Origin of the sequence: Streptomyces sp. NPDC096176 (assembly GCF_044763255.1) — a bacterium.
In the GTDB taxonomy this organism is placed as follows: domain Bacteria; phylum Actinomycetota; class Actinomycetes; order Streptomycetales; family Streptomycetaceae; genus Streptomyces.
Genome location: NZ_JBIWFV010000001.1, coordinates 692,255 through 714,394 on the forward strand (window position 1 = coordinate 692,255; position 22,140 = coordinate 714,394).

20 protein-coding genes and 2 tRNA genes are annotated in these 22,140 nt (G+C 70.1%); 14 read left to right on the plus strand and 8 right to left on the minus strand.

From position 1 onward, the window contains the following. Positions 1 to 74: 74 nt before the first annotated feature. From ACIQ7Q_RS03350 to ACIQ7Q_RS03365, 4 genes are all read left to right on the plus strand, one after another. Positions 75 to 698, plus strand: a complete 624-nt coding sequence (locus tag ACIQ7Q_RS03350; protein WP_403855744.1) for a M48 family metallopeptidase — start codon at positions 75 to 77, stop codon at positions 696 to 698. Between the two features lie 106 nt (positions 699 to 804). Then, positions 805 to 2,430 carry a TerD family protein gene (locus tag ACIQ7Q_RS03355; RefSeq protein ID WP_403855746.1) on the plus strand — a complete coding sequence of 542 codons (1,626 nt, stop codon included), beginning with the start codon at positions 805 to 807 and terminating at the stop codon, positions 2,428 to 2,430. Positions 2,431 to 2,443: 13 nt separating this feature from the next. Further along, positions 2,444 to 3,124: an AIM24 family protein gene (locus ACIQ7Q_RS03360; protein WP_403855748.1), complete on the plus strand. Its 681-nt coding sequence runs from the start codon at positions 2,444 to 2,446 to the stop codon at positions 3,122 to 3,124. Between the two features lie 19 nt (positions 3,125 to 3,143). After that, positions 3,144 to 3,899: an AIM24 family protein gene (locus tag ACIQ7Q_RS03365; RefSeq protein ID WP_403855750.1), complete on the plus strand. Its 756-nt coding sequence runs from the start codon at positions 3,144 to 3,146 to the stop codon at positions 3,897 to 3,899. A gap of 113 nt (positions 3,900 to 4,012) precedes the next feature. On the opposite strand, the gene ACIQ7Q_RS03370 is transcribed toward ACIQ7Q_RS03365, so the two are convergent. Both ACIQ7Q_RS03370 and ACIQ7Q_RS03375 read right to left on the minus strand, forming a co-directional pair. Further along, positions 4,013 to 4,537, minus strand: coding sequence for an NUDIX hydrolase (locus ACIQ7Q_RS03370; protein WP_403855752.1), 525 nt, complete (start codon positions 4,535 to 4,537; stop codon positions 4,013 to 4,015). Further along, on the minus strand, positions 4,534 to 6,012 hold the full coding sequence (locus ACIQ7Q_RS03375) for a zinc-dependent metalloprotease (RefSeq protein WP_403855754.1): 1,479 nt from the start codon (positions 6,010 to 6,012) through the stop codon (positions 4,534 to 4,536). Before ACIQ7Q_RS03375 ends, ACIQ7Q_RS03370 begins: the two co-directional genes overlap by 4 nt. Positions 6,013 to 6,203: 191 nt before the next feature. On the opposite strand from ACIQ7Q_RS03375, the gene ACIQ7Q_RS03380 reads away from it, so the two are divergent. The 4 genes from ACIQ7Q_RS03380 to ACIQ7Q_RS03395 all read left to right on the plus strand — a co-directional run bounded on the left by ACIQ7Q_RS03380 (position 6,204) and on the right by ACIQ7Q_RS03395 (position 9,423). Further along, entirely contained in the window at positions 6,204 to 7,331 is a 1,128-nt protein-coding gene (locus ACIQ7Q_RS03380) for an SDR family oxidoreductase (protein ID WP_403855756.1), read from the plus strand. A gap of 107 nt (positions 7,332 to 7,438) precedes the next feature. Then, positions 7,439 to 7,903: a molybdenum cofactor biosynthesis protein MoaE gene (locus ACIQ7Q_RS03385; protein WP_403855758.1), complete on the plus strand. Its 465-nt coding sequence runs from the start codon at positions 7,439 to 7,441 to the stop codon at positions 7,901 to 7,903. A 170-nt stretch (positions 7,904 to 8,073) separates the two neighbouring features. After that, positions 8,074 to 8,250: a hypothetical protein gene (locus ACIQ7Q_RS03390; protein ID WP_403855760.1), complete on the plus strand. Its 177-nt coding sequence runs from the start codon at positions 8,074 to 8,076 to the stop codon at positions 8,248 to 8,250. Between the two features lie 84 nt (positions 8,251 to 8,334). Then, positions 8,335 to 9,423: a PDZ domain-containing protein gene (locus ACIQ7Q_RS03395; RefSeq protein WP_403855762.1), complete on the plus strand. Its 1,089-nt coding sequence runs from the start codon at positions 8,335 to 8,337 to the stop codon at positions 9,421 to 9,423. Positions 9,424 to 9,500: 77 nt separating this feature from the next. Here ACIQ7Q_RS03395 and ACIQ7Q_RS03400 read toward each other — a convergent pair whose 3' ends face one another. Then, positions 9,501 to 10,058 (minus strand): PPA1309 family protein, encoded by a 558-nt coding sequence (locus ACIQ7Q_RS03400; protein WP_403855764.1) that lies wholly within the window; start codon positions 10,056 to 10,058, stop codon positions 9,501 to 9,503. Positions 10,059 to 10,194: 136 nt separating this feature from the next. Between ACIQ7Q_RS03400 and ACIQ7Q_RS03405 the strand changes: the two genes are divergently transcribed. The 4 genes from ACIQ7Q_RS03405 (at position 10,195) to ACIQ7Q_RS03420 (ending at position 15,951) form a co-directional block, all read left to right on the plus strand. Beyond that, positions 10,195 to 13,155: a UPF0182 family protein gene (locus ACIQ7Q_RS03405; RefSeq protein ID WP_403856415.1), complete on the plus strand. Its 2,961-nt coding sequence runs from the start codon at positions 10,195 to 10,197 to the stop codon at positions 13,153 to 13,155. A gap of 99 nt (positions 13,156 to 13,254) precedes the next feature. Further along, positions 13,255 to 13,328: transfer RNA gene (locus ACIQ7Q_RS03410), tRNA-Met, on the plus strand. Positions 13,329 to 13,544: 216 nt separating this feature from the next. Continuing rightward, entirely contained in the window at positions 13,545 to 15,833 is a 2,289-nt protein-coding gene (locus ACIQ7Q_RS03415) for a sel1 repeat family protein (protein ID WP_403855766.1), read from the plus strand. Positions 15,834 to 15,877: 44 nt separating this feature from the next. Next, positions 15,878 to 15,951: transfer RNA gene (locus ACIQ7Q_RS03420), tRNA-Met, on the plus strand. Between the two features lie 250 nt (positions 15,952 to 16,201). Here the strand turns inward: ACIQ7Q_RS03420 and ACIQ7Q_RS03425 are convergent. Beyond that, positions 16,202 to 16,618, minus strand: coding sequence for a Fur family transcriptional regulator (locus ACIQ7Q_RS03425; RefSeq protein ID WP_403855768.1), 417 nt, complete (start codon positions 16,616 to 16,618; stop codon positions 16,202 to 16,204). Positions 16,619 to 16,777: 159 nt separating this feature from the next. Between ACIQ7Q_RS03425 and ACIQ7Q_RS03430 the strand changes: the two genes are divergently transcribed. Beyond that, positions 16,778 to 18,229 (plus strand): catalase, encoded by a 1,452-nt coding sequence (locus ACIQ7Q_RS03430; protein ID WP_403855770.1) that lies wholly within the window; start codon positions 16,778 to 16,780, stop codon positions 18,227 to 18,229. Between the two features lie 97 nt (positions 18,230 to 18,326). Here ACIQ7Q_RS03430 and ACIQ7Q_RS03435 read toward each other — a convergent pair whose 3' ends face one another. Together ACIQ7Q_RS03435 and hisN are read right to left on the minus strand one after the other, a co-directional pair. Further along, positions 18,327 to 18,716 carry a cyclic nucleotide-binding/CBS domain-containing protein gene (locus tag ACIQ7Q_RS03435; protein ID WP_403855772.1) on the minus strand — a complete coding sequence of 130 codons (390 nt, stop codon included), beginning with the start codon at positions 18,714 to 18,716 and terminating at the stop codon, positions 18,327 to 18,329. Positions 18,717 to 19,030: 314 nt separating this feature from the next. After that, on the minus strand, positions 19,031 to 19,831 hold the full coding sequence (gene hisN, locus ACIQ7Q_RS03440; protein WP_403855774.1) for a histidinol-phosphatase: 801 nt from the start codon (positions 19,829 to 19,831) through the stop codon (positions 19,031 to 19,033). Positions 19,832 to 19,988: 157 nt separating this feature from the next. On the opposite strand from hisN, the gene ACIQ7Q_RS03445 reads away from it, so the two are divergent. Further along, positions 19,989 to 20,696 (plus strand): TetR/AcrR family transcriptional regulator, encoded by a 708-nt coding sequence (locus ACIQ7Q_RS03445; protein ID WP_403855776.1) that lies wholly within the window; start codon positions 19,989 to 19,991, stop codon positions 20,694 to 20,696. On the opposite strand, the gene ACIQ7Q_RS03450 is transcribed toward ACIQ7Q_RS03445, so the two are convergent. After that, positions 20,662 to 20,985 (minus strand): DMT family transporter, encoded by a 324-nt coding sequence (locus ACIQ7Q_RS03450; protein ID WP_403855778.1) that lies wholly within the window; start codon positions 20,983 to 20,985, stop codon positions 20,662 to 20,664. The two genes, ACIQ7Q_RS03445 and ACIQ7Q_RS03450, sit on opposite strands and share 35 nt — an antisense overlap. A 138-nt stretch (positions 20,986 to 21,123) precedes the next feature. Then, the gene (gene rsgA, locus ACIQ7Q_RS03455; RefSeq protein ID WP_403855780.1) at positions 21,124 to 22,137 is read right to left on the minus strand and encodes a ribosome small subunit-dependent GTPase A; all 1,014 of its coding nucleotides are present in this window, start codon (positions 22,135 to 22,137) and stop codon (positions 21,124 to 21,126) included. Positions 22,138 to 22,140: the final 3 nt, after the last annotated feature.

The following is a 22,140-nucleotide window of genomic DNA, read 5'->3' on the forward strand; positions in this document are numbered from 1 at the left end:
AGTCATCGGGTGGATCACGTGCGAACCGTTCCGGGGGTGGGACTTCTCCCGCTGACAGCGGGTAACGTCGGGTCGTGTCCGTCGATCCATCCCCTCGCCTCTCAGGCGAGACCTCGCCGCGCGGCGCTGGGAGCCAGCAGCGTGGCGCGAAACGCCCCCTGCCCCGCGGCTCGTGGACGAGTGCGGTAGAGGTTCGCCGGAGCACGCGGCGCAGCAGGACGGTCTCCGCCTACCGGGAGGGTGACCGCACCATCGTGCTCATCCCGGCCCGGATGTCCGAGGCGGAGGAACAGCGCTGGGTCGGCGTCATGCTCGACAAACTCGCGGCGCAGGAGAGCAAGCGGGTCCTCGGCGACGCGGAGCTGACCGAGCGGGCGGAGCGCTTGTCCGCCCAGTATTTCGAAGGGCGCGCGCGGCCCGCCTCCGTGCGCTGGGTGACGAACCAGAACACCCGCTGGGGCTCCTGCACGCCGTCGGAGGGCAGCATCCGCCTGTCGCACCGTCTGCAGGGCATGCCCGAGTACGTCGTGGACTACGTCCTCGTCCACGAGTTGGCCCATCTGCTCGTACCAGGTCACGGGCCCCGTTTCTGGCGGCTGCTCGAGGCCTATCCCCGTACCGAGCGCGCTCGCGGCTATCTGGAGGGCGTCGTCGCCGCCGACCGGCTGCCCCACCTGCCTGCCGCGCGCGGAGAGTGACTTCGACGTTCCTGTACCGAATGTGTACCGGCTTGGCTCAATGTCGCACTCAGCCGTTAGCCTGGCGCGACGCATTCACATTCGGGATGGGGGACGGTCGTAACGCATGGCCAGGGAATTCCAACGCGGCCACAAGGCCAAGATCAGTGATCTCACGCCGGGAACGGATCTGTACGTAGGTGTGCAGATCGCCGCTCCTGGACTGACCTTCGACATCAGCTGCTTCGGTCTGGATGCCAACGAGCAGCTTTCGGACGACCGGTACTTCATCTTCTTCAACCAGCCGAAGTCGCCCGAGGAGTCCATCCAACTGCTCGGGGCGCAGTCCGGCGACACCGAGTCGTTCCGCGTCACGCTCGACCGCATCCCGGCAAACATCCACAAGCTCTCCTTCACCGCCACGATCGACGGTGCGGGGCAGATGTCCCAGGTCGGCCCTGGATACATCCGCATCGTCGCCGGTGGTGAAGAGGTCGTCCGATACGCCTTCACCGGCTCGGAGTTCACGACCGAGCGTGCGGTCATGCTGGGTGACTTCTACCTGAAGGACGTCTGGCGCTTCGCCGCGGTCGGCCAGGGCTTCGACGGCGGCCTCGATGCTCTGCTGAAGAACTTCGGCGGCGAGGTCGCGGAGGAACCGGCCCAGCAGCAGCCACAGGCCGCGGCGCCGTCGTTCGCGCCGCCGCCCCAGGCGGCCGCGCCGGCTCCCGCTTTCGGGGCGCCCGCCGCGCCGCAGGCTCCGCAGCCCGCGCCGGCGTTCGGGGCACCGGCCGGTCACGCGCCGCCCCCGCAGCAGCAGATGCATGCCGCACCGACCATGGCCGCACCGATGAGCCCGCCGGCCGGCACCGTGCCGCCGCCGGCCCCGTCGCCGTACGGACAGCCGCAGCAGCAGCCGCAGTTCGGCCAGGTACCGGGCCAGATGCCCGGCCAGGTCCCCGGTCAGATGCCGCAGCAGGGCACGCCGCCGCCCTACGGTCAGCAGGCCCCCGCTCCCTACGGACAGCAGCCGCCCGGTATGCCTCCGGGCGGGATGCCCCAGGGCGTCCCCCAAGGTGTGCCGCAGACCGGCGCGGGCCTGCAGGCCGCACTGCAGCCGTACCGCGAGACCGCCACGGGACAGCGCTGGACCCCGCAGAACCAGCAGCTCATGCGCGTCGACCTGACCATGGGAGGCGCGCCCGTGCTGGCCCGCCAGGGCAGCATGGTCATGTACCAGGGCAAGGTCGATTTCAGTTACAAGGGCGCCGGATTCGCCGGCCGCGTCGTCGGCAACGCCACCGGCCAGGAAATGCAGTTGATGCGCTGCACCGGACGCGGCCAGGTCTTTCTCGCCGAGGACGGCGCGCATCTGCACTCGATCGAGCTTCAGGGCGACGGCATCTGCGTCTCCGCGGAGAACGTGCTCGCCTTCGACGAGTCGCTGCAGCACGAGGTGCGACGCATCGAGGGCCACGGCATCCCGGGCGGCGCGCTGTTCACAATGATGTTCCAGGGCACGGGCACGGTCGTCGTCAAGACCCACGGCATCCCCGTGGTCCTGCCGGTCACCCCGACCACCTTCGCCGACTGCAACGCGGTCGTCGCCTGGTCGGCCGCCTCGCAGGTCATCCTTTCCAGCCAGGTCCGGCTGCGCCGCAACGCGTACCCGGGACACAGCGGAGAGACCGTGAACCTCCAGTTCCGGGGCGCCCCCGGCAACTTCATCGTCGTCCAGCCGTACGAGGTCTGAGGGAGCCCGAAGAATGAACCAGCAACTCGCGGGCTTCGCCCCGACCCCGATGGCGGCCCGGATGGAGAACCACGGCCGCACCATGCTCAAGGTCGCCATGGCTACCGGCCAGGACCTGTACGCGCGCACCGGCTCGATGGTCGCCTACGAGGGCTTCGTCCAGTACGAGCCCAACCCGCCCGCCGTGCGCCAGATCGCCGCCCAGTGGGTGACCGGCGAGGGCGCGCCCATCATGAAGTGCTCCGGCGACGGGCTGCTCTACCTCGCCGACTACGGCGCCGATGTCGTCGTCATCAACCTCAACAACGACTCCATCTCCGTCAACGGCACCAATGTGCTGGCTTTCGACGCGCATCTCCAGTGGGGTGTGGAGAAGGTCAAGGGCATGGCCAAGTTCGCCGGCCAGGGCCTGTGGAACGTGGAGATCGCGGGCACCGGCTGGGTCGCCCTGACCTCGCGCGGCACGCCGATCGTCGTCGACTGCGGCCGCGGTGAGGACGAGACGTACGTCGACCCCGACGCCCTCGTCGCCTGGTCCCCGAACCTGAAGGTGAAGGGCAAGCGCAGCTTCAAGGCTTCCTCGCTCGTCGGGCGGGGCAGCGGGGAGGCCTACCAGATGGCCTTTTCCGGCCAGGGCATCGTCGTCGTACAACCGAGCGAGGACAGTACCGACCGCCTGCGGATCCGGCACTGAGGGGGAGGGATAACACATCATGCAGAGCCCGCTTTTCAGCCACACAGAACAGCAGAGCCAGGACCGGTACGTCGTCCAGAATCCGCAGTTGCTGCGGGTGGCGCTGACCGGCCACGACGACATCCTGGCCCGCAAGGGCGCCATGGTGGCGTACCAGGGGCTCGTCGACTTCGACGGCGAGTACCAGACGAGCAGCCAGCGCCGCGCCCGCGCCAACACCGGTGAGGGACTGGACCTGATGCGCTGCTCCGGCCAGGGCACGATCTACTTCGCCAACCTCGCCCAGTACATCCATGTGGTGGACGTCGACCAGGAGGGCATGACGGTCGACAGTGCCTATGTCCTGGCGCTCGACTCCACGCTGCACACCGAAGTGATCGCGGTGGACAGTCAGTACGGCATCTCCGGGTCCGGCAAGTACCAGCTCAACATCTCCGGACGGGGCAAGGTCGCGCTGATGACCTCCGGCCAGCCGCTGATGATGCAGGTGACCCCCGACAAGTACGTCAACGTCGACGCGGATGCCATCGTCGCCTGGTCCTCCGCACTGCGGGTGCAGATGCAGGCGCAGACGCACTCGTCCGGGGTGCGCCGCCGCCGCGGCAACACCGGAGAGGGCTGGGAACTCAGCTTCCTCGGTCAGGGCTTCGCCCTGGTCCAGCCCAGCGAGGTCATGCCCCCGCAGAACGCCGACGTCGGGCAGGGCATCCGGGCACAGTTCGGCGTGGGCCAGCACGGCTCGCACGCGCAGAACCAGAACAACGCCTGGAACTAGCATCATCAGCAGGGTGCGGCGGCCGAGGCGGCCGCCGCACCCTGCTCGGTCGGCGCTCATGCGTGTCACGCGCTGCTACAGCGACGCACGCAGCCAATAGACCCGCGCTACCGCTACCGCAGAGCCGAGCGCGTGCGCTCCATCAGCCGGACCACCGACTCGTCGGCCACGTCCGGCACCTGCGCGTAGTCGAACCAGCGCAGGTCCAGCGACTCGTCGCTGATCGCCTCGACCGAACCGCCCGGGGCCAGCGCCGCGTACTGCACGTCCAGGTGCCAGTGGCACGGGACGGGGATCGGATGCCGGTCGAGGGCGACCGGCCCTCCCGGCAGCAGGGCAAGGCCTTCGATCCCGGACTCCTCCGTGGCCTCGCGCAGCGCCGCCGCGGCGAGGGTCGCGTCACCGGGCTCGCAGTGACCGCCCATCTGCAGCCACATGCCGAGCTTCTTGTGCAGCGTCAGCAGAACCTGCTCGCGCTCGGGGTCGATCACCAGGGCGCTCGCCGTGAGGTGTCCGGCCTCGCAGGCCTTCCAGATCCCGTCCGGGTGGCAGTCCAGATGGTCCAGGTAGAGCTGCCGCAGCTCTGCCTGGTCCTCGTAGTCCTTCAGTACGAGGACGGCGTCGTCGTGCAGGCTCACTTGTCGTCGTCGCCCTTGCCGTCGGTGTCGCCGCCGTCTTCGGCGCTGCCCGCCTCGCGGCTCTCGTCGGCCTCGCGGCTCTCGTCGGCCTTGCGGCCCTTGGCGCCGCCCGACGCAGCCTCGCCGAGCATCTTGTCCAGCTCCGAGAAGTCGAGCTGCTCGCGGTGGACGAAGCCGTCCGGGTCGTCCAGGTCGGTGGCGGTCGGCAGCATGTCCGGGTGCTCCCACAGGGCGTCCCGCCCGTCCATGCCGCGCGCGTCGGTGAGGGAGGCCCACAGCCGTGAGGCGTCCCGGAGCCTGCGCGGACGCAGTTGGAGGCCGATCAGGGTGGCGAACGTCTGCTCGGCGGGGCCACCGCTGGCCCGGCGCCTGCGCAGCGTCTCGCGCAGCGCGCTCGCCGACGTCAGACGGGACGAGGCGGCCTCGTGGACCACTGCGTCCACCCAGCCCTCGACCAGCGCGAGCGCGGTCTCCAGACGGGCCAGGGCAGCCTTCTGCTCAGCCGTGTCCTCCGGCTGGAACATGCCCTGCTGGAGCGCTTCCTGAAGCTGCTCGGGATGCGAGGGGTCGAACTGGCCGACCACGTCCTCCAGCTTGGAGGTGTCCACCTTGATCCCGCGGGCGTAGCCCTCGACCGCGCCGAACAGGTGCGAGCGCAGCCACGGCACGTGGGCGAAGAGCCGCTGGTGGGCGGCCTCCCGCAGCGCCAGGTACAGCCGCACTTCTTCCCTGGCCACGCCGAGGTCCTTGCCCAGCGCCTCGACGTTCAGCGGGAGCAGAGCCGCTTTGCCGACCGGCCCGAGCGGCAGACCGATGTCGGTCGAGCCGACCACCTCGCCCGCCAGCACGCCGACCGCCTGGCCGATCTGCTGGCCGAACATGGCGCCGCCCATCGAGCGCATCATCCCGATCAGCGGACCCGCCATGGCCTGCATCTCCTCGGGCAGTACGTCGCCCATGGCAAGGCCGACGCGTTCCGCTACGGGGTCGACGAGCTGCTGCCATGCCGGCAGCGTCGCCTCGACCCACTCCGCGCGGCTCCACGCCACGGCCGTGCTCGCGCCCGACGGCAGCGAGGTGGCGCCGTCCAGCCACAGGTCGGCGAGGCGCACGGCCTCCTCGACCGCGGTCCGCTCGACCGGGCCGACGCTCGCGTCCTTGGTGCCGTCCGGCGTGCCCTGGGAGACGGTCTGGCGCGCGATCTGCTTGGCCATGTCCCAGTTGACCGGTCCGCCCTCGTAGCTCAGCATCTGGCCGAGCTGCTGGAAGGCCGCACCCAGGTCGTTCGGATTCAGGGAGCCGAACATGGCCGCGAAGGGGTTCTCCCCGCCGCTGTCACCGAAACCGAACCCGGAGGCGTCGGCCGAGGACCCACCGGAGCCCTGGCCACCTCCGCCGGGATTCTTCTTCTTGCCCTCGTCGCCGTTCTCCGGCTCCTCCGGCGGAAGGCCGAATCCGAATGGGGTGTCACTCACGGGTTTCCTCGGCTCGTAGGGCCGCCGGCTTCCTGCCGACGGCGGCTGCCCGACAACACCACCCAGCGTAGACATCCGAAGCGCTTACGGGCTCGGTGCTCCGCCGACACTTGGCCTGCGGCAGGATGGACGCCACCTGGTGCGTATGCGTCATTCGCTTACGTACTGAAGACAACCGCTGGAGACGCCTGGTGAGTTCCCCAGATCCGCAGGTTCGCGCAGCGCGAAACCACTCAACCCCGGCTGCCCGCCGGGAGCCGTCCGGCCGGGGCCCCGTCGTCGCGGTCACCGGCGCCGCCACCGGCGTCGGTGACCTGCTCACGAAGCGCCTGGCCGCATCCGAGGAGGTCAAGCAGGTCGTCGCCCTGGACGAGCGGCGGGGCGAGGTGACCGAAGCGCAGTGGCACATCCTGGACGTGCGCGACCCTGCCATCGCGGAGAAGCTCCGCGGCGCCGACGTCGTCGTGCACCTGGCTCTCGACCTCGACCTGGAGTCCGATCCCGCCGCACGGACCGCCTACAACGTCCGCGGCACCCAGACCGTGCTGACCGCGGCGGCTGCCGCCGGTGTCCACCGCGTTGTCCTGTGCACCTCGGCGATGGTCTACGGCGCGCTGCCCGACAACGACATCCCGCTCTCCGAGGACGCCGAGCTGCGCGCCACCGCGGAGGCGACCGGCGTCGGGGACCTGCTGGAGATCGAGCGGCTGGCGCGCCGCGCGCCACGCGCGCACCCCGGTCTCAACGTCACCGTGGTGCGGCCCGCCGTCCTGGTGGGCGGCACCGACACCGCGCTCACCCGCTACTTCGAGTCGCCCCGACTGCTCGTCGTCGCCGGATCGCGCCCCACCTGGCAGTTCTGCCACGTCGAGGACCTGGTGAGCGCTCTGGAGTACGCGGCGCTCGAGAAGGTCGAGGGTGAGCTCGCCGTCGGTTGCGACGGATGGCTGGAGCAGGAGGAGGTCGAGGAACTCAGCGGCATCCGGCGCATGGAGCTGCCGTCCGCGGTCGCCCTGGGTGCGGCGGCCCGGCTCCACCGGATCGGGCTCACGCCCTCTCCGGCCGGGGACCTCGCGTACACGATGCACCCCTGGGTGGTCAGCGTGAGTCGTCTGCACGATGCCGGGTGGCGACCTCAGTGGACCAACGAGGAGGTGCTGGCCGCGCTTCTGGAGGAGGTCGAGGGCAGGCACACCGTCGCAGGACGCCGCCTGGGCCGCAAGGACGCCACAGCCGCGGGTGCCGCGGGTGCGACGGTCGCGCTGCTGGGCACGGCCGCCCTGGTACGCAGGGCACGCAAGGCGCGCCGCAGGATCTGACGGGCCCCGGGTGGCAAGGGCGCTGTAGGAGGCTCCAAGGGTGAGGAGTCGCGACCGGTCGAAAGGGCTATTCCGCGATGTCGGCGGTGTACGGCACGATGGATGGCATGGCACGCACGCACGACCACCCAGGTGAGCAGGCAGCGAAGGACCCCATCCGGCTGCTGGAGATCCGTGACACGCCGCTCTCGCTCGACGAGGTCTTCGCGGCGGTGGGCGACGACGCGGCGGGTGGCACCGCCCTCTTCGTCGGCACCGTGCGCAACCACGACGGCGGCGCGGACGTCGACACCCTCGGTTACTCCTGCCACCCGACGGCGGAGGCGGAGATGCGCCGCATCGCGGAAAAGATCGCCGCGGACTATCCCGTTCGGGCGCTGGCCGCGGTCCACCGTGTGGGTGACCTCGCCGTCGGGGATCTCGCGGTGGTCGTCGCCGTGTCGTGCCCGCACCGGGGCGAGGCGTTCGAGGCCTGCCGGAAGCTGATCGACAACCTCAAGCACGAGGTGCCGATCTGGAAGCACCAGCGGTTCTCCGACGGTGCGGAGGAGTGGGTCGGCGTCCAGGGGTGACGGGACGGGGCCGTGGATCGTCGGGTCTTGCCAGGTTGCTTCCACTGAAACGCGGTCGGCACCCATCCGCCCGATTTGCGTAACCGCACCCCTGCCGTGAGCGTTGAAGCGGCAGAAGACTAATCTGCTGATCACTCAGTCGCTTTCGCTCATGGGGTAGGGAGGTCGCGATGGCAGTTCTGGCCTGGTTGCTGATTCCGCTGTTCGCTGCTGTCGGCGCTGCGATATGGGCGGGCTGGGCGTCACGGGACCGCACAAGCGGCGACGTGGCCGAGCTGGCGGGCTACGCACGGTTCCGCGACGCGATGGAGCGGGCCGCTCCCGGCACTGACGCCCTACGCCCCTGACCCAGACCGCCGGCCGCCGCTGACGGACCCCGGACGGACCGGCCCCGACAGTGCGCTCACAGGCGTGTCCCGTACTGTCGTTCCATGCCACGCCGCACTGCGACGATGCTCGCCTCCACCCTCATCTTCATCGCGCTGCTCTGCGCAGGCGTGTTTCTCAAGGTGCCGTACGCCGAGATGTCGCCCGGACCGACGGTGAACACTCTCGGCTCCGCCGACGGCGAGCCGGTGCTCAAGATCTCGGGCCGCGAGACGTACCCGACCACCGGGCACCTCAACATGACGACCGTCAGGGTCACCGGCGCGGACTACCAGATGAATCTCCTCGAAGCCGTCTACGGCTGGGTGGCGCACGACAATGTGGTGGTGCCGCACGACACCCTCTACCCGAACGGGAAGACGGAGGAGCAGTCGACGCAGGAGAACGCCGAGGAATTCAGCCAGTCGCAGGAGAGCGCCAAGGTCGCCGCACTGCGCCAGCTGAAGATCCCGGTCAAGGAACGGGTCGTGGTCTCGACCGTCGTCAAGGACTCTCCGTCGGAGAACAAGCTGCACGCCGGGGACGTGATCCGCGCCGTCGACGGCACGCCGGTCGTGCAGCCGCAGGACGTCGCCAAGCTGGTCGTGAAACACAAGCCCGGCCAGGACGTCGTCTTCACCGTGGTCCCCGCCGACGAGGCGGCCGCCGCGGAGAAGGCCGGCAAGGAGCCGCAGGGCACGGAGACCGTCACGGTCAAGACGGTGAAGGCCGAGGACAACGGCCGGGCGATCGTCGGCATCCAGGCGGGCACCGACCACACCTTCCCGTTCACCGTCGACATCAATCTGGCGGACGTCGGAGGCCCGAGCGCCGGGCTGATGTTCGCACTCGGCATCGTCGACAAGCTCACGACCGGCGACATGACGGGCGGCAACTTCGTCGCCGGAACCGGCACGATCGACGAGAACGGCAGGGTCGGCCCGATCGGCGGGATCGAGATGAAGCTCGTCGGAGCGCGCGACGCGGGAGCGGAGTACTTCCTGACGCCCAGCGACAACTGCGCCTCCGCCGCCTCCGACATCCCGGACGGGCTGACGCTGGTGAAGGTCGACACCATCGCCGACGCCACCAAGTCCCTCGCCAAGATCAGCAAGGGTGACACCGCGGGCCTGCCGAGCTGTACGACCGGTTGACCCACGAGCAGGGAACGAGCAGTGAAAAGCGGCGCCGCGCCCCGACCGGGGTGCGGCGCCGCAGCTCGGTGCGGGGATTACGCCTCGAAGGTGGCGGCGAGGGCCTCGGCCAGGCCGGGGACGAGGCCTGCCCCGGTCAGCACCTCGTTGGGGGAGTCCTTCTCCCGCAGCCGCAGCGCGGACTCCCGCGAGCCGTCGCGCAGGACGGCCACCGTCATCCGGACCTCCTGACGGCCAGGGTGCTTGGCGACCCAAGCGGCCAGTGCGGCGTCGTCGAGGCCCTCGGGTACGGAGGCCTCGGCGGACGGCGGCAGCATCAGCCGCTCCACGGTCAAGGCGCAGCCGGCCACCGAGTCGGGCCAGGCGATGGTGCCGAGAAACTCGTCCAGCGGGGTGCCGGCCGGGATCTCGTCCTGCTCGATGGGGGTGAGGGGCGCGGCCGCGTCAGCGCTGTCGAGGCCGAGCTGGGCGGCGAGACCCGGCTCCTGGGAACGCAGCCGAGCGGTGTCGACGAGGGCGAAGAGCCGGGCCGGCTGGTCCCAGCCGAGACCGGCGGCGTACTCGTCGATCTCGAGCACTGCGCGGGTGAGCGGGGTCGCGGCCATCGGGGGGCCGGAGGGGGAGACATTGGACATGGTCAATATCCTGCCTCCTTACTGCCCCGCGGCGGGAACTAGGTAAAGCCTCAGTAAGTTGCATGAGTGGGCTCTACGATCGCGGGGCCCGATTCACACAACCGCGAACTTCGAGGTGCGCACGTTGGCTTTCCAGATGCCGGACCGCGGCGGAGGCCCGACCGGGCCACGGATCAGAGTGGGCCGGCCGTCCCGGCGTGTCCGCACCCTGCTCATGACACTGGGTGTCCTGGCCGTCCTGGCCATGGTGTTCGTCATGTTCTCGGGGTTCTGGACCGACTGGCTCTGGTACCGGTCCGTCGACTACTCGTCTGTGTTCACCACCACGCTGTGGACCAAGATCGGCCTGTTCGCCGTCTTCGGTCTGCTGATGGCGCTCGCCGTCGGTGTGAACATCTGGCTCGCGCACCGGCTGCGGCCGCCGCTCAGCGCGATGTCGCTGGAGCAGCAGAGCCTGGACCGGTACCGCATGGGCATCGCTCCGTACAAGAAGTGGGTGCTCCTCGCGATCACCGCGCTGGTCGGGCTGATCGCCGGAGCCTCCGCCACGAGCCAGTGGCGTACGTGGCTGATGTGGATCAACGGGGTGCCCTTCGGTGAGAAGGACCCCCAGTTCCAGATGGACGTGGCGTTCTACGCGTTCGACCTGCCCTGGTACCGGTTCCTGCTCGGCTTCGGTTTCGCGGCCGTCGTGCTGTCGCTGATCGCGGCCGCGCTGACCCACTACCTGTACGGCGGGCTGCGCATCACCAGCCCGGGCGCGCGGGCGACGGCCGCGGCCACCGGACACCTGTCGGTGCTGCTCGGTGTCTTCGTCGCGCTCAAGGCCGTCGCCTACTGGCTGGACCGGTACGGACTCGCGGTCAAGTCCAGTGACTTCAAGGCGACCGACAACTGGACAGGCCTGCGCTACGTCGACGCGAACGCCTACCTGCCGGCGAAGACGATCCTGTTCTGCATCGCCGTCATCTGCGCGCTGCTGTTCTTCGCGACGCTGTGGCGCCGCACCTGGCAGCTGCCGGTCATCGGCTTCGGTCTGATGGTCCTGTCGGCGATCCTGATCGGTGGCCTGTACCCGGCGATCGTGCAGAAGTTCCAGGTCCAGCCCAACGAGCAGGCCAAGGAAGCGCCGTACATCCAGAAGAACATCGACGCGACCCGTGACGCCTACGGGATCGACGGCGTGAAGGCCTCGGACTACCTGGGCCGCGGTCAGGTCAAGGACGGCCAGCAGCAGCGCAGGGACGCCGACTCGGCGGCCAGCTACCGCATCAACGACCCGAACATCGTCTCGCCCACCTTCCAGCAGCTGGAGCAGGAGCGGAAGTACTACCAGTTCCCGGCCACCCTGGACGTCGACCGCTACAAGGGCCAAGACACGGTCATCGGTCTGCGTGAGCTCAACCTCCAGGGCGTCGACAAGCGCAACTGGATCAACGACCACTTCACCTACACCCACGGCTACGGCGCCGTCGCGGCCAAGGGCACCGGCACCGCCGCGGGCACGTCCGGAGCCCCGGACTTCACGGAGTCGGGCCTGCCCTCCAAGGGCAGCCTCGGAGGCTACGAGCAGCGGATCTACTACGGCGAGAAGACCGCCCAGTACTCGATCGTCGGCGGGCCGCAGAAGGAGCTCGACTACGAAAAGAACGACGGCTCCCAGGTCACCACGAGCTACAAGGGCAAGGGCGGCATCGACGTCTCCGGCCCGCTCAACCGCGCCGCGTACGCCGTAGCCTTCAGCGAGCCGCAAATCATGTACTCGGGGGCCATCGGCGAAGGCTCCAAGATCCTCTACAACCGGACGCCCAAGGAGCGCGTCGAGGCGGTCGCCCCGTGGCTGACCATCGACGGAGACGCCTATCCGGCAGTCGTGGGCAAGCGGATCCAGTGGGTCATCGACGCCTACACCACCACCAACGGCTATCCGTACGCGTCCCGCACGACGCTCGGTGACACCACGGCCGACTCGCTGACCGACCAGCAGCGTGCGGTGGTCGCGCAGCAGAACCAGGTCAACTACATCCGGAACTCGGTGAAAGCCACCGTCGACGCCTACGACGGCACCGTCACGCTCTACGAGTGGGACGAGAACGACCCGGTCCTGAAGACCTGGAAGAAGGCCTTCCCCGGCACGGTGAAGGCCAAGAGCGACATCCCGGCCGACCTGAAGGCCCATCTGCGGTACCCGCAGGACATGTTCAAGGTCCAGCGCGAGCTGCTCACCCTCTACCACGTCACCAAGCCCGACCAGTTCTACAACGCGAGTGACGCCTGGCAGGTGCCCAACGACCCGACCAAGGCGACGGACAACAACGCGGTTCCGCCGTACTACCTGTCGATGAAGCTGCCGGGCGATGCGGCGCAGCAGTTCTCGCTGACGACGACCTTCACCCCGAGTGGACGTCCGAATCTGCGCGCGTTCATGGCGGTCGACGCCGATGCCAACAGCGACAGCTACGGCAAGATCAGACTGCTGCGGGTGACGGACGACAAGGTCGACGGGCCCGAGCAGGTGCAGAGCCGACTCAACAGACACGGCCCGATCGCCACTTACGTCCGTGACCTCAAGGGCGCCGACTCGACGATCAAGTACGGAAATCTGCTGACGGTCCCCCTGGACAGCGGGTTCCTGTACGTCGAACCGATCTACGCCCAGGGCCGGGGTTCCGAGTATCCGCTGCTGAGCAAGGTGGCGGTCGTCTACGGCGAGAAGATCGGCTTCGCCGACGACCTTGCCGGAGCACTCAGCCAGGTCTTCGGGACGGAAGCGGCACCGGACGAGGAGACCCCGCCGACTGATCCGACCGATCCGCCGGAGGAACCGGCCGAGCCGCCGGCCACCGGTGACGGTGCGCTCGCGGACGCCATCGCCGACGCGCAGAAGGCGTACGACGATGCCCGGGCCGCCCTGGAGAAGAAGCCGACGGACTGGGTCGGGTACGGCAAGGCACAGGCCGACCTGGAGGCAGCCCTGCAGCGGGCAGCCGACGCGCAGAAGGCCCAGCCGGAAACCACGCCTGGCTCCGAGTCCGACGCGACACCGGACGGCAAGCCGGGTTCCAAGCCCGACGGAGAGGCACCACCTGGGGACTGAGCGGGCCGAGGGCTTGGCCCCTCTGCCGAGGGCCTGAGCGCTCGGCAGAGGGGGTGAGCAGGCACCATCCCGCGTCGTGGTACGGTTGCAACACAACGACGCGGGGTGGAGCAGCTCGGTAGCTCGCTGGGCTCATAACCCAGAGGTCGCAGGTTCAAATCCTGTCCCCGCTACTGAAGAAGAGGGCCCGGATCCTTGAGGATCCGGGCCCTCTTCGTGTGTGCGCTGTCCGGATTGGCTCTTCTTGTGACGCCGAAGTGCGTGCCGTGCGCCCTCAGTTGAGGCTCAACGTGTTTGACTTATCTCTCTGTGGGCATGTCGACAAAACGCTGAAGTGACCTCACTGGCTGCGGTATACCAGGTGTACGCGGGTTGCAGGTGGTGCGACGATGGATTTTATGGGGGACAGGGCAACTCTGTTGGAGACAGGGCGGTTTGTGCAGCCGCATGCCGGAAACGTGGCCGATGCGACCGACGCAGTGGGTCGAGCGGACCACCTGGGCAACGATGTCGGCGCCGACGACGACAACGTCGATGCCATGGAGACCGCCGGCGCCGAGGCGCGCCACCGGCGTGCCGCCGACGCCGGCGACACCGCGGCCATGAGCGTCCTCGGCGCTCTGCTGCTGCGTCGGGGAGACCTCGACGGAGCGGAGCCCTACCTGCGCGGCGCGACCGCCGACGGCGACCGTGCCGCGGCCAACAACCTGGGCGTGCTTCTTCATCAGCGCGGCTACGCGGAGGAGGCGGCAGGCTGGTGGCGGATCGCCGCCGTGGCCGGCTCGGCCGCAGCCGCGCACGCCTTGGGGCGCCACTTCCGCGAGCGCGGCGACGAGCCCGCGGCCGAGTACTGGTTGCGGCAGTCCGCCGAGCAGGGCCACGCCCTTGGCGCATACGCCCTCGCGGACCTGCTGGAGCACCGCAGTGACGTGGGCGCAGAGCGCTGGCTGCGCGCGGCGGCCGAGCAGGGCCACCGAGAGGCTGCGTACCGCCTCGCACGCGCCCTGGAGCGCCGGGCGGCGGAGCAGGCCCGCGCGGGCGACGAGGCCGGCCGGCTGGTCCGCGGCGAGCTCGTGTCCGAGGCCAGGGTTTCGGCGCGGGCCGTGCGACGGCCCCCGTCGGCGGACGCCGGCCGGGGCGTGAGCCTGCCGGGTCCGCGGTCCGGGGAAGCGTCGATGAGCGGGGCCCGTGCGGGCGCCGGCTCCGGTGTCCGCAGCGTGGGTGCGGCTCGGGGAGACGCGGCCCGCGGTGTCGGTGCGTCCGGTGCGGGGCGGACCGGCCACGTCTGGCAGACGGACGCCGCCCTGCGCACGCTGGCCGACGCCGAGGAAGCGGGCCGTGCCGGTGCCGGTCTCGTTGCCGACGCCGATGAGCCTGGCCGTGCAGGGCGCAGGGCGCGCCCGGACGGCGCCGCCGGACCCGACACGTCCGGCACGGGGGCCGGCTCCCCGACTCGGGCGGATTCCGGCCTGATCGGCGAGGCCGCCCAGTGGTACCGCCAGGCCGCCGCGCGCGGACACCGGCGGGCCGCCCTGCACCTCGGGGCGATCCTCGAGAAGCGCGGCGAACTCAAGGAGGCCGGGCGGTGGTATCTCACGTCCGCCAAGGACGGCGAGGCCCGCGCCGCCTGCGCGCTCGCGTTCCTGCTGCGCGACGCCGGCGACGAGGAGAGCGCCGCCGTGTGGTGGCTGCGCGCTGCCCAGGACGGCGACGGCAACGCCGCGAACGCCCTCGGTGCCCTGCACGCCGCACGGGGGGAGCAGCAGACCGCGGAGCGCTGGTACCGCGCAGCGATGGACGCGGGTGACGTCAACGGCGCGTACAACCTGGGGCTGCTCTGCGCCGCCCAGGACCGCACGGCTCAGGCCGAGCAGTGGTACCGCCGCGCCGCATACGCGGGTCACCGCGAGGCGGCGAACGCGCTCGCCGTCCTGCTGCTGCAGGCCGGCGACGCGGTCGGCGCGGAGCCGTGGTTCTCCAAGGCCGCGGAGGCCGGCAGCGTCGATGCCGCGTTCAACCTGGGCATCCTTCACGCCGGCCGTGACGACGACCGCACGGCGCTCTCCTGGTACGAGCGCGCCGCGGCCGCCGGGCACACGGAGGCGGCGCTCCAGGTAGGCATGGCCCTGCTCAGGGATGGCGACGAGCAGGGTGCCGAGCGTCACCTGCGCTGCGCCGCGGGGGGCGGTAGTGCGGAGGCGGCCTTCCGGCTCGCCACCGTGCTGGACGCCCGGCGTCCGGCGCTCGGTCCGCCCGCCCTCGGCGAGCCGATGGCCGAGAAGAGCGAGTGCGAGGAGTGGTACGAGCGCGCCGCCGACCAAGGGCACCGCCGTGCCCAGGTCCGTGTCGGCATGCTCGCCGCGGCCCGCGGCGACATGACGGATGCCGCGCGCTGGTACCGGGAGGCGGCCGAGGCGGGCAGCCGCAGCGGTGCCTTCAACCTGGGCCTGCTCCTCGCCCGCGAGGGCAGCGAGCGCGAGGCTGCCCTCTGGTGGGCCCGCGCCGCGCGGGCGGGGCACGGCCGGGCGGCACTGCGCCTCGCTCTGCTCGCCGCCCGCCGGGGAGAGCTCGCCGAGGGGCAGCGCTGGTGCGCCAGGGCCGTCGAGCTGGGGCCGGCCGAGGTGACGGAGAGGGCGGCGCGGCTGCGGGAGGCTCTGCTCCAGGAGCTCACCGCATAGCGATTTGCGCTGGTCGGCGGGGTACCGTAATGTTGTGTTCACGACGCGGGGTGGAGCAGCTCGGTAGCTCGCTGGGCTCATAACCCAGAGGTCGCAGGTTCAAATCCTGTCCCCGCTACTGAAACCGAAGGCCCGGATCCTCAAGGATCCGGGCCTTCGGCGTTCGTGCGTCCGGGCGCGACAAGCGCGTCCAGGCAGGACAAGCGCGTTCGGTCACGACAAGCGCGTTCGGTCACGACAAGCGCGTTCGGTCACGACAAGCACTCTCGGGCACGACAAGCACTCTCGGGCACGACAAGCACTCTCGGGCACGCATAAGGCGAGGCCCCGACGCCGGAGCGTCGGGGGCCTCGCCTTATGCGTGTGAGCTACGCCGCGGCGCAGTTGGGGCAGGTGCCGCGGTAGGTGACCTCGACGTCCGAGATCGTGAAGCCGAAGCGCTCCGTGTCCGGGAGGTCCGCCAGCGGGTTGCCCCCCGGGTGCACGTCGCGGATCGTGCCGCAGTGCGCACAGACCAGGTGCTGGTGCGGCTGATGCGCGTTCGGGTCGTACCGCTTGGCGCGCCGGTCGGTGGACACCTCGAGAACCTCGCCGAGGCTGACCAGCTCGCCCAGGGTGTTGTAGACGGTCGCCCGGGAGATCTCGGGCAGTCTCGTCACCGCGCGAGCGTGTACCTCGTCGGCGGTCAGATGGACATGCTCGCCGTCGAGGACCTCGGCCACGACACGCCGCTGTGCGGTCATACGCCAGCCGCGTCCGCGAAGTCGTTCCAACAGGTCACTCATGGGGCCAGCCTAACAGCGGTGGGACCGAGTCCCGAACGGGTGTGACTTTGGATGTTCGCTTGACTTAGACAAAGTCCATCGTAGGATCGAGTGCGGCGCAGGCCAAGGGCAGGCTGTGCCGCAGATGACACTGGGCAGTACATGACGCAGGAGGCGCACGTGACGCAGGGACCGCTCACCACGGAGGCCGGGGCTCCGGTCGCCGACAACCAGAACAGCGAGACCGCGGGCGTCGGCGGACCGGTGCTGGTCCAGGACCAGCTGCTGCTCGAGAAGCTCGCGCACTTCAACCGGGAGCGCATCCCGGAGCGTGTCGTCCACGCGCGCGGCGCCGGCGCCTACGGCACCTTCACGCTGACCCGCGACGTCTCGCAGTGGACCCGCGCCAAGTTCCTCTCCGAGGTCGGCAAGCAGACGGAGACGTTCCTGCGCTTCTCCACCGTCGCCGGCAACCTCGGCGCGGCGGACGCCGTCCGTGACCCGCGCGGCTGGGCGCTGAAGTTCTACACCGAAGACGGCAACTACGACCTCGTCGGCAACAACACCCCGGTGTTCTTCATCAAGGACGCCATCAAGTTCCCGGACTTCATCCACACCCAGAAGCGGGACCCGTACACCGGCTCGCAGGAGGCGGACAACGTCTGGGACTTCTGGGGTCTGTCGCCCGAGTCCACGCACCAGGTGACCTGGCTGTTCGGTGACCGCGGCATTCCCGCGTCGTACCGGCACATGAACGGCTACGGCTCCCACACGTACCAGTGGAACAACGAGGCCGGCGAGGTCTTCTGGGTCAAGTACCACTTCAAGACGGACCAGGGGATCAAGAACCTCACCACCGACGAGGCCAACCGCCTCTCCGGTGTGGACCCGGACTCGCACCAGCGCGATCTGCGCGAGGCCATCGAGCGCGGTGACTTCCCGACCTGGACCGTGCAGGTGCAGATCATGCCGGCGGCGGAAGCGGCCACCTACCGCTTCAACCCGTTCGACCTCACCAAGGTGTGGCCGCACGAGGACTACCCGCCCATCGAGATCGGCAAGCTGGAGCTCAACCGCAACCCGGAGAACATCTTCGCCGAGGTCGAGCAGTCGATCTTCAGCCCCGCCCACTTCGTGCCGGGCATCGGCCCCTCGCCCGACAAGATGCTCCAGGGCCGTCTGTTCGCGTACGGCGACGCCCACCGCTACCGCGTCGGTATCAACGCCGACCACCTGCCGGTGAACCGTCCGCACGCCACGGAGGCGCGCACCAACTCCCGCGACGGGTTCCTCTACGACGGCCGCCACAAGGGCGCGAAGAACTACGAGCCGAACAGCTTCGGCGGCCCGTACCAGACGGACCGCCCGCTGTGGCAGCCCACCCCCGTGTCCGGGGTGACCGGCGACCACGAGGCTCCGGCGCACGCCGAGGACACCGACTTCGTCCAGGCCGGCAACCTCTACCGTCTGATGTCCGAGGACGAGAAGGAGCGCCTGATCGGCAACCTCTCGCAGTTCATCGCCAAGGTGTCGCGTGACGACATCGCCGAGCGGGCGATCAACAACTTCCGCCAGGCGGACGGCGACTTCGGCAAGCGGCTCGAGGCCGCGGTCCAGGCCCTGCGCGGCTGAGGTCCCGCTTGTCGTAGAAGAAGGGGCCGGATTCCTCACGGGATCCGGCCCTTTCGCGTGCGCGGCAAGGCTCGGTCGTACACGGAGAGTGGGGTGCCTAGGCGGCTGCGCGGCGCCTGGCCGGGGCCCAGCAGCGGATGATGTCGCGGACGGAGACGATGCCGATGGGGCCGTCACCGTCCATCACGATCAGGTGGCGGAAGCCGCCGTGTGCCATGGCCTCGGCCGCCTCCTCCAGAGTCCAGGCAGGCGCGGCGAAGACGACGTCGGTGGTGGTGTGGGTGCCGGCGGTCTCGAGGTCGGGGTCCTGTCCCAGGCCCAAGGAGTTGAGGATGTCGCGCTCGGTGAGGATGCCGAGGCTCGAGTCGGAGTCGAGGACCACGGCCGCGCCCACGCGGCGCGCGGCCATCAGTCGGGCCGCCTGGCGGAGCGTGTGTGCGGGGCCGATGGTGAGGACCACCGTGCTCATGGCGTCACGGACGAGCATGAAAGGAGCCACCTCCTGGGTGATCGGCCGTTCGAGAACCGATTCACAAGTTCACAAGTGGGGGGACTCTCAGAGTTGCAGGACGGGGTGAAGGCGGCAAGGGGGCGTGCGCGGCCTCTTCGGCCCGCACGCGCGCCTGCTGATCGACCGGCGTACGCCGTTCCGAACGGCCCGCGGCCCACCGGTGCGGCTGGTGACGGCGTTCCGAACGGCCCGCGGCCCACCGGTGCGGCTGGTCATGGCGTTCGGGACCGCTGGTCGTGGCGTCCGGTACGGCTGGTCGTGGCCGCCTCGTAACGCTGGTCGTGGCCGTCCTAGTAACGCTGGTTGAGATAGCCCAGCAGCTCATGGTGGAGCAGCCCGTTCGACGCCGCGGCATTACCGCTGTGCGGGCCCTCCTGTCCGTCGAGGCCCGTGAACGAGCCGCCCGCCTCCTGCACCAGGATCGCCGGCGCCGCCATGTCCCACAGCGACAGCTCCGGCTCGGCGCAGATGTCCACCGATCCCTCGGCGACCATCATGTAGGGCCAGAAGTCGCCGTAGCCCCGGGTGCGCCAGACCGCCCGCGTCAGGTCCATGAAGCCGTCGAGACGGCCCTGCGCCTCCCAGCCCGACAGGGACGAGTACGCGAACGAGGCGTCCTGGATGCGCTCCACCTTGGATACGTGCAGCCGCGTTGCGGAGGTCAGGCTCCGGCCGGTGTACGCGCCGCCGCCCTTCGCCGCCCACCAGCGCCGGCCGAGAGCCGGGGCCGACACCACGCCCACCACCGGCTGGTAGCCGCCTTCGCCGGCCTCCATCAGCGCGATCAGCGTCGCCCAGACCGGTACGCCGCGCACATAGTTCTTGGTGCCGTCGATCGGGTCGACGACCCAGCGGCGCGGGCCCGTGCCCTCGATGCCGTACTCCTCGCCGAGGATCGCGTCGCGAGGCCGTGCCCGCTGCAGGTGCCCACGGATCAGCTCCTCCGCCGCTTTGTCGGCCTCGCTCACCGGGGTCATGTCCGGCTTGGTCTCGACCTTGAGGTCCAGAGCCTTGAACCGGTCCATGGTGGTGGCGTCGGCGGCATCCGCGAGGACGTGGGCGAGGCGCAGATCATCGTGGTAGTCGGGCATGTCAGCCACTCTATCGGGGCGGGTCCGACCCTTCCTGGGCGGCCGTGGCGGCCCTGTGGGCGCCTTCCGGCCGCGTGCCGTCCCCTGCTGTGTCTCTTGACAGTGGAAGGCTGCCCGTCAACCCTGTGACCGGAGTTGCTCTGCCGGGGAGGCGCCGATGCCTGCAGCGCGGGAGTCACTGCTGAACGCCGCATTCGCGGCCCTGCGCGACCTGCCCTGGTCCGCGGTGCGGATGGTCGACGTCGCCTCTTCCGCCGGTGTCTCCCGCCAGACCCTCTACAACGAGTTCGGCAGCAAGGACGGCTTCGCCCGCGCCCTCGTGCGCCGCGAGGCCGACTCGTATCTGCGGGGCGTGGAACGGCTCCTCGGGCAGAGCGCCGGGGCCGACGAGCGGCTCGTGTCCGTCGCCGAATGGACCGTCGGCGAGGCGCGGGCCAGGCCCGTGCTGCGCGCCCTGCTCACCGGCTGCTGGGAGGAGCGGCTGCCGGTACCGAGACCGGTCCGCAGCGGGGCCGCACTCTCGGGAGTGCCGGCGCAGCGGCGAGCGGACGCGCGACCGCCGCTTCCGGCCGAGCTGGTCGCCGCGGTGCGGGACAGGTCTCTGGCGAGCCTGCGACCGGGCCGAAGGCTCCGGGGCGGGCGGGCGGCCGACGAACCGGCCGACCTGCCGCAGCGCTGCGAACTCGCGGTGCGGCTGGCGCTCTCCTGTGTCGTCGCACCCGTCGGCGGGAGCGTCGCACAGCTGGTGCGGGCGGCCGTGTGCGAAGGGGGCGACGCGACGAGCCCCAGAGCGGACGGAAGCGGTGCGACGCGTCCGAGAGCCGACCGGGTCAGTGCGACGAGCCCGAGAGCTGCAGACCGATGACGCCGACGATCACCAGTGTGATCGAGACGATCTTGAGCGTGGAGACGACGTCGTCGAGGAAGACCATGCCGTAGATCGCCGTACCGGCCGCGCCGATGCCGGTCCAGACCGCGTAGGCCGGACCCACGTCGAGCTTCTTCAGCGCCAGCGTCAGCAGGCCGAAGCTGCCGAGGGCGAAAACGGCGAAGGCGATCGTGGGCCACAGCCGCGTGAAGCCGTGCGACAGCTTGAGGCAGACCGCGAAGCCCGTTTCGAGAAGTCCGGCAACCACAACCAGCAGCCACGCCATTGGTCCAGGGCCTCCCGCGTCGTCGATGACTGTTCGGTCCGGGACTGCTCGGTCCGAACTGAATCCGCCCGGAACTGCTCGTCCGACTTGGTGCGAGTATGCACTTACCAGCGGTCGCGGACGGTAAACGTGGATGACTCAGTCGCCTTCGCGTCGCTCGCGGGTCGCGAGCAGCCGCCGCAGTGAGTAGAGCCGCGCCGGATCGGCGTGCCCTTCGGCCACCCACGCGTCGAGGGCGCAGTCCTGCTCGTCGTGACTGCAGGCGCGCGGACAGCCCTCCGTGCCGGGGACCAGGTCCGGGAAAGCGTTGATGACCCTGGACGGGTCGACATGGTGCAGCCCGAAGGAGCGCACGCCCGGAGTGTCGATGACCCAGCCGCCCTGCTTGTCGGCGAGCGGGAGGGCGAGCGCGGAGGTCGTGGTGTGCCGGCCGCGTCCCGTGACCGCGTTGACGAGACCGGTGGTCCGTCGCCGCTCCTCGGGGACCAGGGCGTTGACCAGGGTCGTCTTGCCGACTCCCGAGTGCCCGACGAACGCGGTCGTCCGCCCCACCAGATACTCCCGGACGCGGTCGGCGGCAAGACCGTCGACGAACTCCTCGCGGGTGGTCACCACATAAGGGACACCGAGCGCCCCGTACATCTCCAGCAACTCGTCGGGCGAGGCCAGGTCCGACTTGGTCAGGACGAGGAGCGGCTCGAGCCCGCCGTCGTACGCGGCCACCAGACAGCGGTCGATCAGGCGCGGGCGCGGCTCGGGATCGGCGAGTGCGGTGACGATGGCAAGCTGGTCGGCGTTGGCGACGACCACACGCTCGAACGGATCGTCGTCGTCGGCCGTGCGGCGCAGCACCGACGACCGGGGTTCGATGCGCACGATCCGCGCCAGCGTGTCCTTGTCGCCGGAGAGATCGCCGACGATGCCGACACGGTCTCCGACGACAGCCGCCTTGCGGCCCAGCTCACGGGCCTTCATCGCGGTGATCGCCCGGTCCTCGACGAGGCAGGTCAGGCGGCCGCGGTCGACGGTGAGGACCATGCCCTCCAGGGCGTCCTCGTGCTTGGGGCGGATGTTGGTCCGGGGCCGGTTGCCCTTGCGGTTGGGGCGGGACCGGATGTCGTCCTCGTCGGTGTGCTTGCCGTAGCGGCGCATGAC

Excerpts from the sequence above, each read along its gene's own strand:
- ACIQ7Q_RS03355 (WP_403855746.1), top strand. The coding sequence starts at position 805 with ATGGCCAGGGAATTCCAACGCGGCCACAAGGCCAAGATCAGTGATCTC.
- ACIQ7Q_RS03360 (WP_403855748.1), top strand. The coding sequence starts at position 2,444 with ATGAACCAGCAACTCGCGGGCTTCGCCCCGACCCCGATGGCGGCCCGG.
- ACIQ7Q_RS03365 (WP_403855750.1), top strand. The coding sequence starts at position 3,144 with ATGCAGAGCCCGCTTTTCAGCCACACAGAACAGCAGAGCCAGGACCGG.
- ACIQ7Q_RS03385 (WP_403855758.1), top strand. The coding sequence starts at position 7,439 with ATGGCACGCACGCACGACCACCCAGGTGAGCAGGCAGCGAAGGACCCC.
- ACIQ7Q_RS03390 (WP_403855760.1), top strand. The coding sequence starts at position 8,074 with ATGGCAGTTCTGGCCTGGTTGCTGATTCCGCTGTTCGCTGCTGTCGGC.
- ACIQ7Q_RS03395 (WP_403855762.1), top strand. The coding sequence starts at position 8,335 with ATGCCACGCCGCACTGCGACGATGCTCGCCTCCACCCTCATCTTCATC.
- ACIQ7Q_RS03400 (WP_403855764.1), bottom strand. The coding sequence starts at position 10,058 with ATGTCCAATGTCTCCCCCTCCGGCCCCCCGATGGCCGCGACCCCGCTC.
- ACIQ7Q_RS03405 (WP_403856415.1), top strand. The coding sequence starts at position 10,195 with ATGCCGGACCGCGGCGGAGGCCCGACCGGGCCACGGATCAGAGTGGGC.
- ACIQ7Q_RS03415 (WP_403855766.1), top strand. The coding sequence starts at position 13,545 with ATGGATTTTATGGGGGACAGGGCAACTCTGTTGGAGACAGGGCGGTTT.
- ACIQ7Q_RS03425 (WP_403855768.1), bottom strand. The coding sequence starts at position 16,618 with ATGAGTGACCTGTTGGAACGACTTCGCGGACGCGGCTGGCGTATGACC.
- ACIQ7Q_RS03435 (WP_403855772.1), bottom strand. The coding sequence starts at position 18,716 with ATGCTCGTCCGTGACGCCATGAGCACGGTGGTCCTCACCATCGGCCCC.
- hisN (WP_403855774.1), bottom strand. The coding sequence starts at position 19,831 with ATGCCCGACTACCACGATGATCTGCGCCTCGCCCACGTCCTCGCGGAT.
- ACIQ7Q_RS03445 (WP_403855776.1), top strand. The coding sequence starts at position 19,989 with ATGCCTGCAGCGCGGGAGTCACTGCTGAACGCCGCATTCGCGGCCCTG.
- ACIQ7Q_RS03450 (WP_403855778.1), bottom strand. The coding sequence starts at position 20,985 with ATGGCGTGGCTGCTGGTTGTGGTTGCCGGACTTCTCGAAACGGGCTTC.
- rsgA (WP_403855780.1), bottom strand. The coding sequence starts at position 22,137 with ATGCGCCGCTACGGCAAGCACACCGACGAGGACGACATCCGGTCCCGC.